The organism is Rubellimicrobium roseum (assembly GCF_006152145.1).
Taxonomy (GTDB): Bacteria; Pseudomonadota; Alphaproteobacteria; order Rhodobacterales; family Rhodobacteraceae; genus Rubellimicrobium; species Rubellimicrobium roseum.
Map to the genome: position 1 here is coordinate 26,745 of NZ_VDFV01000001.1, position 17,545 is coordinate 44,289.

The 17,545-nt window shown below is 69.3% G+C and carries 17 protein-coding genes; 10 read left to right on the forward strand and 7 right to left on the reverse strand.

What is annotated here, in order from left to right; all coding sequences use genetic code 11:
* Positions 1–123 precede the first annotated feature (123 nt).
* Positions 124–1,797, forward strand: a complete 1,674-nt coding sequence (gene ctaD, locus FHG71_RS00125) for a cytochrome c oxidase subunit I (protein WP_139079582.1) — start codon at positions 124–126, stop codon at positions 1,795–1,797.
* Between the two features lie 196 nt (positions 1,798–1,993).
* Positions 1,994–2,500 (forward strand): DUF2244 domain-containing protein, encoded by a 507-nt coding sequence (locus FHG71_RS00130; protein ID WP_139079583.1) that lies wholly within the window; start codon positions 1,994–1,996, stop codon positions 2,498–2,500.
* Here FHG71_RS00130 and FHG71_RS00135 read toward each other — a convergent pair.
* Both FHG71_RS00135 and FHG71_RS00140 read right to left on the reverse strand, forming a co-directional pair.
* Entirely contained in the window at positions 2,497–2,697 is a 201-nt protein-coding gene (locus FHG71_RS00135) for a DUF3008 family protein (protein WP_139079584.1), read from the reverse strand. The genes FHG71_RS00130 and FHG71_RS00135 overlap by 4 nt on opposite strands.
* Positions 2,698–3,128: 431 nt before the next feature.
* Positions 3,129–3,587 (reverse strand): GatB/YqeY domain-containing protein, encoded by a 459-nt coding sequence (locus FHG71_RS00140; protein WP_139079585.1) that lies wholly within the window; start codon positions 3,585–3,587, stop codon positions 3,129–3,131.
* 125 nt (positions 3,588–3,712) lie between these two features.
* Between FHG71_RS00140 and carA the strand changes: the two genes are divergently transcribed.
* Both carA and FHG71_RS00150 read left to right on the forward strand, forming a co-directional pair.
* A complete protein-coding gene (gene carA / locus FHG71_RS00145; RefSeq protein WP_139079586.1) occupies positions 3,713–4,882 on the forward strand; it encodes a glutamine-hydrolyzing carbamoyl-phosphate synthase small subunit in 1,170 nt (389 codons plus the stop codon).
* A 76-nt stretch (positions 4,883–4,958) separates the two neighbouring features.
* Positions 4,959–6,728: a glycosyltransferase gene (locus FHG71_RS00150; protein ID WP_139079587.1), complete on the forward strand. Its 1,770-nt coding sequence runs from the start codon at positions 4,959–4,961 to the stop codon at positions 6,726–6,728.
* On the opposite strand, the gene FHG71_RS00155 is transcribed toward FHG71_RS00150, so the two are convergent.
* Complete coding sequence (locus tag FHG71_RS00155; RefSeq protein ID WP_139079588.1) at positions 6,679–7,329, reverse strand: GntR family transcriptional regulator; 651 nt, start codon at positions 7,327–7,329, stop codon at positions 6,679–6,681. The genes FHG71_RS00150 and FHG71_RS00155 overlap by 50 nt on opposite strands.
* Before the next feature lie 84 nt (positions 7,330–7,413).
* On the opposite strand from FHG71_RS00155, the gene FHG71_RS00160 reads away from it, so the two are divergent.
* The 5 genes from FHG71_RS00160 (at position 7,414) to FHG71_RS00180 (ending at position 12,344) form a co-directional block, all read left to right on the forward strand.
* Positions 7,414–8,058 (forward strand): pyrimidine 5'-nucleotidase, encoded by a 645-nt coding sequence (locus tag FHG71_RS00160; protein ID WP_139079989.1) that lies wholly within the window; start codon positions 7,414–7,416, stop codon positions 8,056–8,058.
* Positions 8,059–8,100: 42 nt separating this feature from the next.
* Positions 8,101–9,276: an FAD-dependent monooxygenase gene (locus tag FHG71_RS00165; protein ID WP_139079589.1), complete on the forward strand. Its 1,176-nt coding sequence runs from the start codon at positions 8,101–8,103 to the stop codon at positions 9,274–9,276.
* A gap of 138 nt (positions 9,277–9,414) precedes the next feature.
* Positions 9,415–10,632, forward strand: coding sequence for an Ig-like domain-containing protein (locus FHG71_RS00170; protein WP_139079590.1), 1,218 nt, complete (start codon positions 9,415–9,417; stop codon positions 10,630–10,632).
* A 102-nt stretch (positions 10,633–10,734) separates the two neighbouring features.
* Positions 10,735–11,757, forward strand: a complete 1,023-nt coding sequence (ilvC, locus tag FHG71_RS00175) for a ketol-acid reductoisomerase (protein WP_139079591.1) — start codon at positions 10,735–10,737, stop codon at positions 11,755–11,757.
* A 167-nt stretch (positions 11,758–11,924) separates the two neighbouring features.
* A complete protein-coding gene (locus FHG71_RS00180; protein WP_139079592.1) occupies positions 11,925–12,344 on the forward strand; it encodes a hypothetical protein in 420 nt (139 codons plus the stop codon).
* Between the two features lie 33 nt (positions 12,345–12,377).
* Here FHG71_RS00180 and FHG71_RS00185 read toward each other — a convergent pair whose 3' ends face one another.
* Positions 12,378–13,259 carry a manganese catalase gene (locus FHG71_RS00185; RefSeq protein ID WP_139079593.1) on the reverse strand — a complete coding sequence of 294 codons (882 nt, stop codon included), beginning with the start codon at positions 13,257–13,259 and terminating at the stop codon, positions 12,378–12,380.
* 302 nt (positions 13,260–13,561) lie between these two features.
* On the opposite strand from FHG71_RS00185, the gene FHG71_RS00190 reads away from it, so the two are divergent.
* Positions 13,562–14,242, forward strand: a complete 681-nt coding sequence (locus FHG71_RS00190) for a PEP-CTERM sorting domain-containing protein (protein ID WP_139079594.1) — start codon at positions 13,562–13,564, stop codon at positions 14,240–14,242.
* A 35-nt stretch (positions 14,243–14,277) separates the two neighbouring features.
* Here FHG71_RS00190 and glmM read toward each other — a convergent pair whose 3' ends face one another.
* The 3 genes from glmM to FHG71_RS00205 are packed head-to-tail and all read right to left on the reverse strand — an operon-like array spanning position 14,278 to position 17,542.
* A complete protein-coding gene (glmM, locus tag FHG71_RS00195; protein ID WP_139079595.1) occupies positions 14,278–15,639 on the reverse strand; it encodes a phosphoglucosamine mutase in 1,362 nt (453 codons plus the stop codon).
* Complete coding sequence (gene folP / locus FHG71_RS00200) at positions 15,636–16,640, reverse strand: dihydropteroate synthase (protein ID WP_139079596.1); 1,005 nt, start codon at positions 16,638–16,640, stop codon at positions 15,636–15,638. Before folP ends, glmM begins: the two co-directional genes overlap by 4 nt.
* Positions 16,637–17,542 carry a dihydroneopterin aldolase gene (locus FHG71_RS00205; RefSeq protein WP_139079597.1) on the reverse strand — a complete coding sequence of 302 codons (906 nt, stop codon included), beginning with the start codon at positions 17,540–17,542 and terminating at the stop codon, positions 16,637–16,639. Before FHG71_RS00205 ends, folP begins: the two co-directional genes overlap by 4 nt.
* Positions 17,543–17,545 lie beyond the last annotated feature (3 nt).

The window sequence follows — 17,545 nt, forward strand, 5'->3', positions numbered from 1 at the left end:
ATGGCTCCGGGCCGAACTGCGACCGCCTGTCGGCTTGTCGGTCCGCTCCGATCGCACTAGAAGCCGGACTGCTAGGGCCCGGCCAGTTCCGCGGCCCTCCCGATTCCTTTGGAGAGCCGCCGCATGGCCGACGCCGCCATCCATCACGACCACCATGACGAGCGGGGCTTCTTCACCCGCTGGTTCATGTCGACGAACCACAAGGACATCGGCATCCTTTACCTCATCGTGTCGGGGATCGCGGGCTTCATCGCCGTCGCCTTCACCGTCTACATGCGGATGGAGCTGATGCATCCCGGCGTGCAGTACATGTGCCTCGAAGGGGCACGGTTCTGGCCCGCCGACCCTGCCGAATGCACGCCCAACGGACATCTCTGGAACGTCTTGATCACCTATCACGGGGTGCTCATGATGTTCTTCGTGGTGATCCCGGCGCTGTTCGGCGGCTTCGGGAACTACCTGATGCCGCTCCAGATCGGCGCGCCGGACATGGCCTTCCCGCGCCTTAACAACCTGTCGTTCTGGATGTTCGTGGCGGGCGTCGCGCTCGGCGTGGCCTCCATGCTCTCTCCGGGCGGCGACGGCCAGCGCGGCGCGGGCGTGGGCTGGGTGCTCTACCCGCCGCTCTCGACCGCGGACGGCGGCATGTCGATGGACCTCGCGATCTTCGCGGTGCACCTGTCGGGCGCCTCGTCGATCCTGGGCGCCATCAACATCATCACGACCTTCCTGAACATGCGCGCCCCCGGCATGACGCTGTTCAAGGTGCCGCTCTTCGCCTGGTCGATCTTCGTCACCGCCTGGCTGATCCTCCTGGCCCTGCCCGTGCTGGCCGGCGCGATCACCATGCTGCTGACCGACCGCAACTTCGGCACCACCTTCTTCCAGCCCGAAGGCGGCGGCGACCCGGTCCTGTACCAGCACATCCTGTGGTTCTTCGGCCACCCGGAAGTGTACATCATCATCATCCCGGGCTTCGGGATCATCAGCCACGTCATCGCCACCTTCTCGCGCAAGCCGATCTTCGGCTATCTGCCGATGGTCTGGGCGATGATCGCCATCGGCGTGCTGGGCTTCGTCGTGTGGGCGCACCACATGTACACCGCCGGCATGTCGCTGACGCAGCAGTCCTACTTCATGCTCGCCACGATGGTGATCGCGGTCCCGACCGGGGTGAAGATCTTCTCGTGGATCGCCACGATGTGGGGCGGCTCGGTGGAGTTCAAGACGCCCATGCTCTGGGCCCTGGGCTTCCTGTTCCTGTTCACCGTGGGCGGCGTTACCGGCATCGTCCTCAGCCAGGCGGCCATCGACCGCTACTATCACGACACCTACTACGTGGTGGCCCACTTCCACTACGTGATGTCGCTGGGCGCAGTCTTCGCGATCTTCGCCGGCATCTACTTCTACCTGCCCAAGTTCACGGGCAAGATGATGCCGGAATGGATCGGGCGCACGCACTTTACGCTCATGTTCATCGGCGCGAACCTGACGTTCTTCCCGCAGCACTTCCTGGGCCGCCAGGGCATGCCGCGCCGCTACATCGACTACCCGGAGGCCTTCGCCACCTGGAACTACGTGTCGTCGGTCGGCGCCTACATCGCCTTCGCCTCGTTCCTCTTCTTCATCGGCGCGCTGTTCTACGTGCTGCTGAAGCAGAAGGCGACCGCGCCGGCGAACCCGTGGAACGAATGGGCCGACACGCTCGAGTGGACCCTGCCTTCGCCCCCGCCCGAGCACACCTTCGAGATCCTGCCCAAGCAGTCCGACTGGGACCGCAGCCACGCCCACCACTGACCGGGCCCGCAGGACGAACGACGACAGGTGGCCCCGGCAACGACCGGGGCCTTCTTGCATTCCGGATGACCTCGCCGCCCGGCTTGACCTTTCCGGCCCGCGCCTACGTCGAAATTGCTCGATGGTGCCGGCCCGCTCCGCTTCAGGCCGCGGCCGCGACGGCCCGCCCTGCCGACGAGGAGGACCCGACCGTTTCATGCCCTATCAGTGGACCGACCCGACCCCCCTGCCCGACGACGCAATGCCACCGGTGGCGCAACTCCGGCTCTGGCCGCACCGCTCACTGCCCCGCACCGGCTTCGCGGGCTTCTTCGGCGGCACGGCGCTCCTGGCGGCGCTGCCCCTGCTGATGGTGCTGGGCTCGCCCGTGCTCTGGGGGCTCCTGCCCTTCTTGGTGGCGACCTTCGCCGCCCTGTGGTTCGCGATCCAGTCGACCTATCGGACCGGAGAGGTACGGGAGGAGTTGCGGCTCTGGCCCGACCGTGTGCTGCTGACCCGCCACGACCCGCGTCGCCCGCCTCGCCTCTGGGAAGCCAACCCCCACTGGATCCGCACCGCCCTCCATGTTTCGGGAGGACCCGTGCCGAACTACCTGACCCTGACAGGGGCCGGCCGCACGGTCGAACTGGGCGCCTTCCTCAGCGAGGAGGAGCGGCTGGAGCTCCGGCCCGAGATCGAGGATGCCCTCGCGCGGCTTCGCTAGCTGCCGCTGCGCTCGTCGTCCACATGCTCGGGCAGGCCGTCGAGCTTCGTCGCGGCGAGCGCCTCCAGCTCCTCCTCCGTCATGCTGTCGTACATGGCGCGCGCGGCGCCCTGCAGTTCCTCCGGGTCGACCTCTCCCCGCTTGGCGGACAGGGCCGCGCCGGCGGCGCGCTGTTGGGCCTTGGACTGGGCAGGCATGGGTCACCTCCTTGCGTCGGCCCGGGCCAACGCGCAGCATATGCCGGCGTTCCGCCGTCCCGCAGACGATCGGGGCAACACGATCAATTCGGTTCGCATTCGCGAAGGTCACCACAAACCGAGCACCGGCGTCCCCGTCGGCATCCACCCACAGGTCTAGCCCCTGCCCGCGATTGGCAAGCTGCTTCGGTCCGTGCGGGCTGGGCCGCCTCCACGGCTCATTCTGTCAGCCCCTCTCCCCTTGAGATGGAAAGGCCAACCTGCCCTTGCTCCGGAGAGCCTTGTTCCCGCCGATCTCGCATGGCTGCCGGACCTGGACCGAATTCATGCCGCGTTCACCGCGACAGAGCGATCCGATCCTGCATCAACGGAAGGAGGATCCGACGCTTGCCGGGCCGCGAAGTCACGACTCAGCAAGCCGGCAGTTCCGGTCAGCCCAGCTTGGCCTTCACCAGAGCCCCAGCTTTGCCGAAGTCCATCTGGCCCGCATGGCGCGCCTTCAGCGCAGCCATCACCCGGCCCATGTCCCTGACCGAGGTCGCCCCCGTCTCGGCGATCGCCGCCGCGATGGCCTCCGCGGTTTCGGTCTCCGACAGTTGCCGCGGCAGGAATTCCTCGATCACCAGGATCTCGGCGCGCTCCTTCCCTGCGAGATCGTCCCGCCCGGCTTCGTCATAGGCACGCGCGCTCTCCTGCCGCTGCTTCACCATCTTCGCAAGGACGGCGACGACGGCCTCCTCCGGGACGGGCGAAGGCTGGCCCTCGCCGCGGGCCGCGATGTCGCGGTCCTTGATGGCCGAGTTCACCAGCCGCAGCGCCCCCAGGCGGTCGCCCGCCTTGGCGCGCATCGCCTCCTTCAGGGCTTCGTTGATCCTCGCCCGCAGGTCCATGGCCGCATCTCCCTCGTGAGTTGGGCGCGTCATAAGTGCCGCGTCCGTTTGGCGCAATCGCTTGGCTTGACCCGGCTTTCCCGCGCGCGTAGGGGGTGCGCCGATCCGCAGAAGGAAAGCCCGCCATGCCGCAGTCGCCGCGTCCGACCGCCTGTCTCGCCTTGGCCGACGGGACCCTGTTCTTTGGCAAGGGCTTCGGGGCCACCGGCACCACCGTGGCCGAACTGGTCTTCAACACTGCCATGACCGGCTACCAGGAAATCATGACCGACCCCTCCTATGCCGGGCAGGTCGTGACGTTCACCTTCCCGCACGTGGGCAACGTCGGCGCCAACCCCGAGGACGACGAGGCCGCCGACCCGGTGGCCGAGGGCATGGTCGTCAAGTGGGACCCGACCGAGCCCTCGAACTGGCGGGCGACCGAGTCCCTGTCGGCTTGGCTCCAGAAGCGTGGCCGCATCGGGCTGGGCGGGGTCGACACTCGCCGCCTGACCCGCGCGATTCGCCAACAGGGCGCGCCGCATGTGGCGCTGTCGCATGATCCCTCGGGCAACTTCGACATTGAGGCGCTCGTCGCGAAGGCAAGAGCTTTCCGGGGACTTGTGGGCCTTGACCTCGCCAAGGACGTGACCTGCGCACAGAGCTACCGCTGGGACGAGATGCGTTGGGCCTGGCCGCAGGGCTATGCCCGGCAGGAGCAACCCCTCCACCGCGTCGTCGCCATCGACTACGGCGCCAAGCGCAACATCCTGCGCTCGCTGGCGTCGGTCGGCGCCGAAGTGACGGTCCTGCCGGCCACCGCGACCGCCGAAGACGTGCTTGCACTCAACCCCGACGGGGTATTCCTGTCGAACGGCCCCGGCGACCCAGCCGCGACCGGCGCCTATGCCGTGCCGATGATCCGCGGCGTGCTCGACCGCTCGGACGTGCCCCTCTTCGGAATATGCCTCGGCCATCAGATGCTGGCGCTCGCGCTGGGCGCGCGGACTGTCAAGATGAACCACGGCCACCACGGCGCCAACCACCCGGTCAAGGACCTGGAGACCGGCAAGGTCGAGATCACCTCGATGAACCACGGCTTCACCGTGGACAGCCAGACCCTGCCCGTGGGCGTCAAGGAAACGCATGTAAGCCTCTTCGACGGCTCGAACTGCGGGCTGCGGCTCGTGGATCGCCCGGTGTTCAGCGTCCAGTACCACCCGGAGGCGAGCCCCGGCCCTCAGGACAGCGCCTACCTGTTCGATCGCTTCGCCCAGGCCATGGCCGAGCGCGGGAGACGGCCCTCGGCCGGCTGACCGAACCAACAGTTGGTTAATCACTTCTTAATCACTCCGAGGCATCCTGTCCCCAAGAACCTGAGGGACAGGACCGATGACCGAGGAGTTCCTTCCGCTTCGCAGCGATCCGTTGGACCAAGGCGCACGGCCAGGGCCAGCCTCGGCCGAATGGGCAAGCGACGGCGAGCCCACTTTCATCGATCCGATTCGGCAGGCGCCGGACCCTTCGCTCGCGGCCGGGCTCGATCCGGTCTTCGCATTGACCCAGGGGCTGCTGCCTTGGCGAAGGACGGGCGCCGTCACGGTGGTCCTCGCGGCCGATCCCCGCGCCGCCCACCGTTACCTGCCGCGCCTCGAATCCCACCTCGGCCCTGTCCGGCTGGCCCGCGCGGCGCCCGAGGCCTTGGAGAGGGCGCTCGCTGCGATTGCGGCGCACCCGCTCGTCGGGGAGGCTGAACGGCGCAGGCCTAATCCGCTGAGTTGCAGGTCCCTGCCGGGTCTCCGGCTAGGACGCCTTGCGATAGGCGCGGGAATCGTTTTCTTGACGCTCGTCCTGGCGTTCCCTCTAGCCGTCTTCGCCACGCTTGCCTTGGCCGGGTCCCTGGTCCTTCTGCTGTCCGCCGCGCTCAAGTTCGCAGCCGCCTGGGCCACGCTGCGTCGGGACCTCCCTGTCGAGATCACGCCGGTCGTGCCGGCCCGCCTGCCCGTGATCTCGCTCCTCGTGCCCCTCTACCGCGAACGCGAGGTCGCCACCTCGCTCCTCCGGCACATGGAGGCGCTCGATTACCCCCGTGACCGTCTCGACCTCTGTCTCGTGGTCGAGGACGACGACGCACTGACCCGCGCGGCTCTGGATGCCGCGAGGCTGCCGCACTGGGCGCGGATCGTCGAGGTGCCCGGGCGGACGATCCGGACCAAGCCGCGGGCGCTGAATTACGCCCTGAATTTTGCCCGCGGCTCGATCATTGGCATCTACGACGCCGAGGATGTCCCTGCACCCGACCAACTTCGCTGCGTGGCTGCCATCTTCGCGCGCCGGGATCCGTCGACGGCCTGCCTGCAGGGCGCGCTCGATTACCACAACGGAGAGCGCAACTGGATTGCTCGCTGCTTCACGCTCGAATACGCGGGCTGGTTCCGGGTTCTCCTGCCGGGGCTCGAACGTCTGGAGCTCGCGCTGCCACTCGGGGGAACGACGCTCTTCCTGCGACGCGGGGCCTTGGAGGCAGTCGGCGGCTGGGACGCCCACAACGTCACCGAGGACGCGGACCTGGGCATACTTCTGGCCCGCCATGGCTTTCGGACCGAGATGATCCCCATCATCACGCAGGAGGAAGCGAACGCCCGGCTCTGGCCCTGGGTCCGGCAGCGGTCGCGCTGGCTGAAGGGATATGCAATCACCTGGGCGGTCCACATGCGCGATCCATGGGCGCTCTGGCGGGATCTGGGACCGCGTCGGTTCTGGGGCTTTCAGGTCATGCTCCTAGGCAGCCTGCTCCAGATCGCGTTGGCCCCCATCCTGTGGAGCTTCTGGCTCGTGCCTCTGGGCCTGCCGCATCCGCTGGCCCCCCTCTTGTCCCCTGTAGTTCTCGTGGCGCTGTCGACCCTGTTCCTGGCGAGCTTCGTGCTCGATCTGGCCTATGCCTGGATGGGCGCACGGCGCGCTGGCAAGGCAGACCTCGCGCTCTGGGCCCCGACCCTGGCGATCTATTTCCCATTAGCGACACTGGCGCTTGCCAAAGCGCTTTGGGAGGCGGCACGTCGGCCCTTCCATTGGGACAAGACCGCCCATGGCTTCGATAGGGCTCCGCCGCTTACTCCGCTGCCTGCACCTTCGCCGCATCCAGCCGCAGACGGGTCATGAAGGCACGCGAGATGTGCTCGCGCAGCGCGGCGTCGGCGGCGTCCTCGTCGCCGGCCTCGATGGCGCTGACGATGGCCTCGTGCTCCTCGAGCGTACCCTTCGAGCGTCCCTCTGCCGAGAGGGACGTCGAAGCCAGGAGCGCCATGGACCTGTGCACCATGTCGAGCTGCTGCACGAGGAAGCGGTTGTGCGAGGCCAAGTGGATCTGCCGGTGGAAGCGGCGGTTCGCGCGGCTCAGCGCCTGCGGGTCATTCACCAGCGGCCGGTCAGCCTCCAGCATGTCACGCAGGACCCGCACCTCCTCGCGCGTGGCATGCTTGGCGGCCAGCCGGGCGGCCAAGCCCTCCAACTCCCCCCGCACGATGTAGAGTTCGGCAAGCTGGTTGTGGTCGAGCGAGGCCACGATCAACGACCGTCCGTCCCGACTCAGGAGCGATTGCGTCTCCATCCGCTGGAGCGCCTCGCGGATGGGGGTGCGCGACACGCCGAAGCGTTCGGCGAGCTCGCTCTCCACAAGACGGTCGCCAGGCTTGTAGAGCCCGGAGTCGATGGCCTCCAGGATCAGGTCGTAGGCGTCGCGCTGGGTTTTCACATCGGTCATTTCAAGAGGCATGTTACGCTGCCGCCGCAGGGGTGCAAGGCGGCCCGGTTGCGGCCGGGGATCGACTTCCGTAGCATCCGCGACATGGTGGCCGCTTCCTTCGCGCATGTGCGCGCCTGGGTCTTCGACCTGGACAACACGCTCTATCCGCCCTCCGCCCGGCTCTTCGCGCAGATCGAGGTGCGCATGACGGCCTTTGTCGTTCGCACTCTGAGTCTATCCGAATCGGAGGCAGACCGGCTCCGCTCCCATTATTGGGCGACCTACGGCACCACGCTGGCCGGGCTCATGGCCGAGCACGGCATCGAGCCCGGCCCTTATCTGGCCGAGGTCCACGACATCGACCTGTCCGGACTGACGCCGGACCCGCTGCTCGCCGCGCGTATCGCGCGGCTGCCGGGCCGCAAGATCGTGTTCACGAACGGCGACGGGCCCTACGCCCGGCGCGTGCTCGCCGCACGCGGCCTGACGGGAGCCTTCGATGCCGTCTACGGCGTGGAGCACGCGGGCTACCTTCCCAAGCCTGAGCAGGCCGCCTTCGAGGCGGTCTTCGCGCTGGATGGCCTGTCGCCGCAGGAGGGGGCGATGTTCGAGGACGACCCGCGCAACCTGATGGTGCCGCATCTGATGGGGATGCGGACGGTGCTGATCGGGCCCGAGGCGGCAGCCCAGGATCATATCCACCATCACGCCGACGACTTGTCGGAGTTCCTGGCCCGGCTCGTCTGAGCGCCCTTCCCGGTCCTCGGGCCTTGTCCTATCTGAGAGGACATGGACAGCACCGACATCCTCATCGCCGGCGGCGGAACCGCAGGGCTTTCCGCAGCGGCCGTTTTCGGGAGCCTCGGGCTCCGCGTGACCTGTGTGGACCCCGCCCCCGCCGAGACGCCGGACGGCCCCGACGCCGACCTGCGGACCACCGCGATCCTCTCGCCCGCCCGCACTCTCCTGGAAGGCGCGGGCCTTTGGGAAAGGATCGCTGCCGAAGCGACGCCGTTGCGGGTGATGCGCATCGTCGACGCGCGGGGCGCCCCGGTGCGGCGCGACTTCGACGCCGGCGACCTGGGCGACCAGCCCTTCGGCTGGAACGTCCCGAACCTCGCCCTGAAGCGCGCCTTGGCCGATCAGCTGGCCACGATGCCGAACGTCACGTTGCTGCGGGGCACGGGTTTCGCCGGTCGCGACGCTCAGGTGGACGAGGTGGTGGCGACGCTCTCGGACGGACGGCGCGTGTCGGCGCGGCTTCTCGTGGGGGCAGACGGGCGCGACTCGGCCGTCCGGCGCGCCTGTGGGATCGGTGTCCGGACGACTCGCTACGGCCAGAAGGCGCTGGTCTTCGCGGTCACCCATGACGAGCCGCATTTCGGCGTCTCGACCGAGGTCCACGCCAAGGGTGGCCCCTTCACGCTGGTGCCGCTGCCCGACCACGAAGGGCGCCCCTGCTCGGCCGTGGTCTGGATGACCGATGGGGCCGAGGCGCTGCACCTGCGCGCCCTGCCCGAGGAGGCCTTCGCCACCGCCGTCAATGCCCGTTCGGCCGGCGTGATGGGGCACCTCGCGCCCGTGGGCGGGCGGCAGGTCTGGCCCATCATCACCCAGGTCGCAGACCGCCTCGTGGCGCGGCGCACGGCTCTCATGGCCGAGGCCGCCCACGTGGTGCCGCCCATCGGGGCGCAGGGGCTCAACATGTCGCTCGCGGACCTGCGGGCGCTGCGGGACCTCGCCCGCGCGCGACCGGCCGAGATCGGAACGGACGCCTGGCTCGACGGCTATGCGCGCCAGAGGGAGGCCGATATCCGCCTGCGCGCCTTCGGGATCGACGCGCTCAACCGCGCCTCCATCGGCGGGCTGGGGCCGCTGCGTGCCCTGGGGCTCCGGGCGATGCACGACCTTGCGCCTCTTCGCCATGGTCTCATGCGCCTGGGATTGGGCGTCGGCCGGGGGTGAAGGGGAGACCGCATCGGACCTTTGTCCGTAGTCCATCAGACCTGAGCCCCTGAGCCCAGCGTGCCTCCGCCTGCTATGATGCGTCCTGAGGCATGACCGCGTCCGATAGGCGGGCCCGGCGTCTCGCGGAGGTTCATCATGGCTTTGGCGCCGGTCGCGGTGAACGATCTCTTCACGGTTCCTGCCGGATCGCCGATCACCCTGAGCGGACACCTGGGCGCCGATAACGGCGGCGGCCCGGACCGCGACCCCGACGGCGGAGCGCTGGGCTGGATCCTGGGGCCGCTGGGCACCGGCGAGGGCGCGATGTTCGCGTACGGCGAGCTGGGCTTCCTCTCGGTGGTGCAGTCCGGCTACGTCACGATGCCGGTCTGGACCACGGCCACCTACCTGACGACGGCCGCCGGCGGGCAGGTGCAACTCCAGACCGACGGCAGCTTCATCTACACCGCCGCGCCCGGCTTTTCGGGGACCGACAGCTTCGACTACACGCTGATCGATTCCAGCATGGCCACCGCGACCGCGACGGCCACGATCGTCGTCGGGGAACCGGCCGGCGTCCCGGTTTCGGGAACCGATGGCGGGGCCGGAGCCGGCACGGATGCGGGACCTGGCGTCGGCACGGGAGCTGGCGTCGTCACGATCCCCACCGGCCTCGTGGTCCGGGGCACGGAGACGGGCGAGATCCTTCGGGGATCGGAGGGGACCGATACGCTGCACGGTTCGGGCGGCAACGACCAGTTGACCGGTGGTGGCGGCAGCGACCGGCTGAGCGGTGGCTTCGGCTACGACGTCGTCCACGGCGAGGCGGGCGCTGACAACATCTGGGGCGGCGGCGGGTGGGATCGCCTGCACGGCGGCACCGAGGACGACGTGCTGCGGGGCGGCCTCGGCTCCGACTCGGTCGGGGGTGGGACCGGCGACGACAGGATGACCGGCGGCGACGGCAAGGACCGGCTGTGGGGCGGCAGCGGCCACGACAGCCTGAGGGGCGACGCGGGCAACGACCGGCTGAACGGCGGCTCGGGCCGGGATGCGCTTGAGGGAGGTGCGGGGGCCGATGTCTTCGTGCTCTCGACCTTCACGAGCCGCAGCGCCGATACGATCGCGGACTGGGGCGACGGCGACCGGATCGGGCTCTCGGCGCGGGCCCTGGACCTGCTCGCCGGGCCCCTGTCGGCCGACCGGCTGGCCGCGGAGGACGCGGCGCCCGCCGACCATGCCCGCCTGCTCCTGAGTGCGGACGGCACGCGGCTTCTGTTCGATGCCGACGGGGAAGCGGCCACCGAGAACCGGCTCATGGCCACCTTCGCGGCCCCGGTCGAGCTGACCGCGGACTGCTTCCTGCTGCTCTGAGGACCGGCCGCGGCGCGGATCGCGCGCCTTGGCCCTTGCGCGATTGCCCTCCCCTTGCCGCTGCGCTAGGACGCCGCGGAACGGACGGACGGAGGGACCCCGATGCGCGTGTATTACGATCGCGACTGCGACGTGAACCTGATCAAGGACAAGAAGGTCGCGATCCTGGGCTATGGCAGCCAAGGCCATGCCCATGCGCTGAACCTGCGCGACTCGGGCGCGAAGAATGTCGTCGTGGCGCTGCGCGAGGGCTCGCCCTCCCGCGCCAAGGCCGAAGGCGAGGGCCTTCAGGTCATGGGGATCTCCGAGGCCGCCGCCTGGTGCGACCTCATCATGTTCACCATGCCCGACGAGCTGCAGGCCGATACCTACCGCCGTTTCGTCCACGAGCACCTGCGCGAAGGCGCGGCGATCGCCTTCGCCCACGGCCTGAACATCCACTTCGGCCTGATCGAGCCCAAGAAGGGCGTGGACGTCATCATGATGGCGCCCAAGGGCCCGGGCCACACCGTGCGCGGCGAATACGTCAAGGGCGGCGGCGTGCCCTGCCTCGTGGCCGTCCACAACGACGCGAGCGGAAAGGCCATGGAGATCGGGCTGTCCTACTGCTCGGCCATCGGCGGCGGGCGCTCGGGCATCATCGAGACCAACTTCCGCCAGGAATGCGAGACCGACCTGTTCGGCGAGCAGGCGGTGCTGTGCGGCGGCCTCGTGGAGCTGATCCGCATGGGCTTCGAGACGCTGGTCGAGGCGGGCTACGAGCCCGAGATGGCCTACTTCGAGTGCCTTCACGAGGTGAAGCTGATCGTGGACCTGATCTACGAAGGCGGCATCGCCAACATGAACTATTCGATCTCGAACACCGCCGAGTACGGCGAGTATGTCTCGGGCCCGCGCATCCTCCCCTACGAGGAAACCAAGGCGCGCATGAAGGAAGTCCTGCGGGACATCCAGACCGGCAAGTTCGTCCGCGACTTCATGCAGGAGAACGCTGTCGGCCAGCCGATGTTCAAGGCCACCCGCCGCCTGAACGACGAGCACCAGATCGAGCAGGTCGGCGAGAAGCTGCGCGCCATGATGCCCTGGATCTCCAAGGGCAAGATGGTCGACCGCGCGCGCAACTGACGGCATCCGAGGATTCCTCATGCAGGGGGCGCCGGATCATCCGGCGCCCTTTCGCGTTCCAGGATGGCGCGACAGGATTAACGGTTTCTGACAGCAGCGAACGGTGGGGGGCGCTTCGCGCAACACCCTTGACAAGCCGGGCCACCGCGCCGCCCCGGAGGTGAACCATGCCTCGTCCCGACGCGGACCCGCCGCCCAAGGTTGCCCCGAGCCCCGCCGAACGGGCCGGGTTCCGCCTGGAGCGGTCGCTCGGCTGCATCCTGGGCGCGGCGCGCCAGCGGCGGTTCCTGTCCTACGGGGAACTGGCCTGGGCGAACGGGCTGGACTGGGCGGCGGCGCGGCGGCCGATCAACGCCCATCTGTGGGACCTGATCGTCTGGGGCGACCGGAACGGCTTTCCGATCCTGTCGGCCATCGTGGTCAACAAGATGCATCTTCTGACGGGCCGGATGGAGCCCGAGACCCTCAAGGGTTTCGTCGCGGCGGCCCGGCGGCTGGGACGCTACGACGGGAGCGAGCCCGCCGTCTTCCTGCGGGCCCAGCAGCAGGCGCTGTTCGACCATGTCCGGGATGGGCCCGGCGGGTGAGCGGCCCGGCGGGGGTCGCCGGGCCCTCTGCGGTCACTTCTTGGCGTCCTTGGGCACCGGCATGGCGGGCGTCCCGTAAAGGCGCGGGTCGACCTGGCCCAGCATCCCCATGTCGTCCGTCATGGGCTTGGGCTCGGCAAGATATTCGAACTGGCCCTTGCCGTCGGGCGTCGTGCCCGAGGCCCAGCGGCCCTCGGCACTCTCCGTCCCGCCCGAGCAGTTCCAGAACTGGTAGCTGACGCGCTGGTCCTCCATCGACTGCGGGAAGTTCGACGGGCACGGCGTCTCTTCCAGCCCGTCGGCCTCCAGTTCCTGGATGGCGGCGAGCCACTGGTTCTGGTGCATGGTGTCGCGGGCGATCATGTAGGCCAGCATCTTCTTCACGCCCGGGTCCTCGGTCAGGTTGAAGAGGCGCGAGACCTGCAGCCGCCCCTGGCTCTCGGCGGTGACGTTGAAGCGGAAGTCCGCGAGCAGGTTGCCGGACGCGATGGTGTACTTGGCGTTCCAGGGATAGCCCACGCTGTCCGACGGCATGGCGCCGGACCCGGAGACGATGGCGTGCTGCGGGTTCATGCCGGCGAGGATGGCGTCCTCGACCCGCGCGCCACCCAGCACGGCGGCCACGGCGCTGTTCTTGGCCGCGTCCTCCTGCGTCTCGACCGGCGAGGTTTCCAGGAGGCGGGCGATCATGGTGGCGAGCATCTCGACATGGGCGATCTCCTCGGTCCCGATGTCCATGATCATGTCCTTGTACTTGGCCGGGCCGCGGCAGTTCCAGCCCTGGAACAGATAGGTCATCATGACGCTGATCTCGCCCCACTGCCCGCCCAGCGGCTCCTGGAGCATCTTGGCGAAGACGGGGTCGGGGCGCTCGGGCTTGGCGTCGAATTGCAGGTGGTTCGTCCGGAAGAACATGTCAGGGACTCCTGTTTCTGGCCGGCGTCGGAACGCCTGGGGTAATGGCGACGCGAACCCCTGCCCCGGCCTGTGGTTCCCGAAGGCGCCCCGGTTTCCGGCCGGCCGCCGGGGACCGGCCTCGTCCACGGCGGCCCTACGCGCCCGACTGTGGTGCGCCTGGAAACATCGGGGCACCTGGCCGAGCATCGGACTCGGCGGCGGTGGCATTCACGGTTTTTCCATTCTTTTGCCTGCTTGGTCTGCAAGGCCACCCCGGCACGTCGGGCCCGGCACGAAGCCAAGGCCCAAAGGAGACGAGTATGAACCTGTTCAAGGCGACCGTCCTGGCCGCCATCGCGGCTATCGGACTAGGGGGCATGGCCTCGGCTGCGACCATCACGGTCGACACGTCCTTCAACTCGGGAACGACCTACGCGGTGATCGCGGGCTCCATCAACGGCTTCCGCTTCACGATGCAGGGCTACACCCTGAACGACGACCTGACCAATCAAAGGGTAAGAAGGGTCGGCTTCGACGCGGGCGGATTCGGCGTGTCCGCCCTGACCGGGACTGGCGGCCGGGACGCGAACGGCAACACCGTGACGGCCAGCCCCTTCAGCATCGACGGCCTGGGCTATAACCGCAACGAGCTGCTGCGGATCACCTTCGAAACGGACGTGAAGATCAGCGGCTTCACCTTCGGCCTCGTGGACGACAACGACGACTTCTACATCGCCGTGACCGGCCAGCCGGGCGTCCGCATCTCGAACCCCGGAAGTGCCTTTACCAGCACCCCCCTCATGGGTCGGTCGTTCGACATCATGGCGGGCTACCCCAACCAGACCTGCCGGCTGACGAGCACCACCGGGGCCTGTGGCGGCAACAACGACCAGTTCAAGCTGACCAGCGTCGCGGTCGCGCCGGTGCCGCTGCCGGCCTCGATGCCGCTTCTGGCCGCCGGGCTAGGCCTGCTGGGCTGGATGAGCCGCCGCAAGGCCTGACCGGCGGGACGGGCCCGCTCCCTTCGGCCGGGCCCCTACTCGGCGGCGCGGATCATCGCGGCGCCCTCCACCGCGGCGACGATGTCGCCCACGACCTCCGCGAGGAGCGATTCGTCCTCGCATTCGGCCATGACGCGGATCAGGGGCTCGGTTCCCGACTTGCGGATCAGGAGGCGGCCGTGGCCGTTCAGCCGGGCCTGGGCGCCGGCGATGGCCCTCTCGACGGAAGGCGCCTCCAGCGGGCGCTGGCCGGCGGCGTAGCGCACGTTCTTCAGGAGCTGAGGCACCGTGTCGAACTGGCGCAGGAGCCGGGAGGCAGGCTGGCCGCTCTCGGTCATCGCGGCAAGGACCTGGAGCGCGGCGAGGAGCCCGTCGCCGGTGGTGGCGAAGTCGGTCAGAACGATGTGGCCCGACTGCTCGCCGCCCAGGTTCCAGCCGCCCTGGCGCATGGCCTCGACCACGTAGCGGTCGCCCACGGCGGTGCGTTCGAGCCGGAGCCCGCGCCCGCCCAGGAACCGCTCGAGCCCGAGGTTCGACATCACGGTGGCGACGAGCGTGCCGTCGCGCAGGCGCCCCTGCTCGGCCCAGCGGGCGGCCATCAGCGCCATGAGCTGGTCGCCGTCGGCGACGTCGCCGTTCTCGTCGATCAGGATCACGCGGTCGGCGTCGCCGTCCAGGCAGATGCCCAGGTCCGCGCCGTGGGTCACCACCATCTCGGCCGCCGCCTGGGGGTGGGTCGAGCCGCAGCCCGCGTTGATGTTGGTGCCGTTGGGGTTGGTGCCCATGGGGACGACCTTGGCGCCCAGCTCCCACAGGACCTCGGGGGCGACCTTGTAGGCCGCGCCGTTGGCGCAGTCGATCACGACCTTGAGCCCGTCGAGCCGCCGTCCGTGCGGGAAGGTGCCCTTGAGCCGCTCCATGTAGCGGAAGCGGCCGTCGTCGATGCGCTTGGCGCGGCCGATGTTGCCGGCCTTGGCGGGCTCCACGCCCTGCTCGACCAGGGCCTCGATCTCGGTCTCGGCCTCGTCGGAGAGCTTGAAGCCGTCGGGGCCGAAGAACTTGATGCCGTTGTCCTGGTGCGGGTTGTGGGACGCCGAGATCATGATCCCCACGTCCGCGCGCATGGAGGTGGTCAGCAGCCCCACGGCAGGCGTCGGCACGGGGCCGAGGAGAAGGACGTTCATGCCGGTGGAGGTGAGGCCGGCGGTCAGCGCGTTCTCGAACATGTAGCCGGACAGGCGGGTGTCCTTGCCGATCACCACGCGATGGCCGTTGGAGCCGTCGTTGCGGAAGTAGCGCCCGGCGGCCGCGCCGATGCGCAGCGCCATCTCGGCGGTCATGGGCCAGGTGTTGGCCGTGCCCCGGACCCCGTCGGTTCCGAAAAGCTGTCTCGTCATGCTGTCCCGCCCACTGCCCCTTGCAGGCTCAAGGCCTGTCTTGTCTCCGCCACGTCATGCACCCGCAGCACCTGCACCCCCTGCCGCGCCGCATGGAGCGCGACGGCCACGGAGCCCGGCATGCGGTCCCGCGCCTGGGCGCCGCCGCCGAGGACGCCAATGAAGCCCTTGCGCGAGGCGCCCAGAAGTATCGTGCACCCCAGCCCGTGGTAAAGCGAGAGGCGGCGCACGAGGCTCACGTTATGTTGCAGCGTCTTTCCGAAGCCGAGGCCCGGGTCGACGAGGAGGCGCCCGCGCGGGATGCCCGCGGCCTCGGCCCGTGCGACGCGACTCTCAAGCGCGTCGTAGACGTCGAGGAGAACGTCCTGGTAGCGCGGGTCGGCCTGCATCGTCTCGGGGGTGCCCTGCGCGTGCATCACGCAAAAGCCGCGTGCACGGGCGGCCACGGCGGCCATGCCGGGATCGTAGTCCAGGCCCGAGACGTCGTTGACGATGTCCGCCCCGGCGGCGAGCGCGGCCTCGGCGACGGCGGCCTTGCGGGTGTCGATGGACAGCGGCATCGCGCCGTCCCGCCGCAGGGCGGCCAGGACGGGGATGACGCGGGCGATCTCCTCGGTGTCCGGGACGGTGGCCGCCCCCGGGCGCGTGCTCTCGCCGCCCAGGTCGAGCAGGTCCGCCCCCTGCGCCTTCATGGCGCGGGCCTGCGCGAGCGCGGCCTCCTCCGCCACGAAGAGCCCGCCATCCGAGAAGCTGTCGGGCGTGACGTTGAGGATGCCCATGATCCGGGGGGCGTCGAAGGTGAGGCCCGCGATGGGCTCGCGCGGCGCGGTCAGGCGGGCGAGCACGTCGGCGGGGACCTCGTCAAGGTTCACGACGCGAGGCGGCTCGGTTCGCGACAGGCGCTCCACCCGGTCGAACCAGCACCAGCCGCCCGCAAGCGCCTGGGCGCCCGGAGGCCGGGCGGGATCGGTCATGGGGATGGGGCGCCAGTAGGTGGTCATTCGAGCGGGGCCTCGGGGCTGGCGGACCGCACGCGGACCGGTGCCTCCATGAGGCCCTTGAGGGGGTGGCCGATCAGGACAACCTCCGCCGCGTCGAGCGACCAGGCGAACATGATCGTCCGATAAAGCGGATCGTTGCCCTGCCACCCCTGGTCGAGTGCCAGCTTGAAGGGAGCCCAGACGACCGTGCGGCCGTGTCGGAGATTCCAGTCCACCTCGGTGCGCGTCGCTGCCACCACGAGTTCCGGATGGCGTCCGGCCAAGAGCCAGGCGCCCTGGTCGGCGGCGAGCAGGTCCATGCGATCCTGCGCCTCGGGGGTAGCCGCCCCGGGCGCCTTTGCGGCGGGCGCCACCAGCACGAGCGGAACGTCGTCGGCCTTCAGGAGGCGCAGCGTGCTCGAGAAGCCGGGGGAGGCTGCTTCGCTCTCGCCCAGAAGCACCACGCGAGGGTTCAGGCCCTTGGGCATCTCGTGCTCCTGCAGTTGGTCGTCACGGATACGGACGATCTCCACCCCCAGGTCGCCCGGACCACGGTCGAGCTTCTGGATGCGGACGAAGGCACGCTCGGCCTGCGGCTCGCGCAGGATGCGGGCGGCGACGCGCTCGGCCAGGGTCTCCAGAAGCGCCAGCCGCTCGCGGGACAGCTCGGCGGCGACGGCCTCGGTCAGACGGTCGTAGGACAGGATGCGGTCCACGTCATCGCCGGCATCCGACTGGGGGGCGACCTCGACCACGATGTCGAAGCGGAGCCGCTGGGTCACGCCGCGCTCGACCTCGAAGGCGCCGATCTCGACGGCGACGACATGGTCACGCAGGGAGATGCGGTCGAGCGGCCGGGTGGCCGTGGCCTCGCTCCGCGCGAGGGGGTGCCCGAAGGCCTGTCGGATCTCGTCGTTCGTCATGGT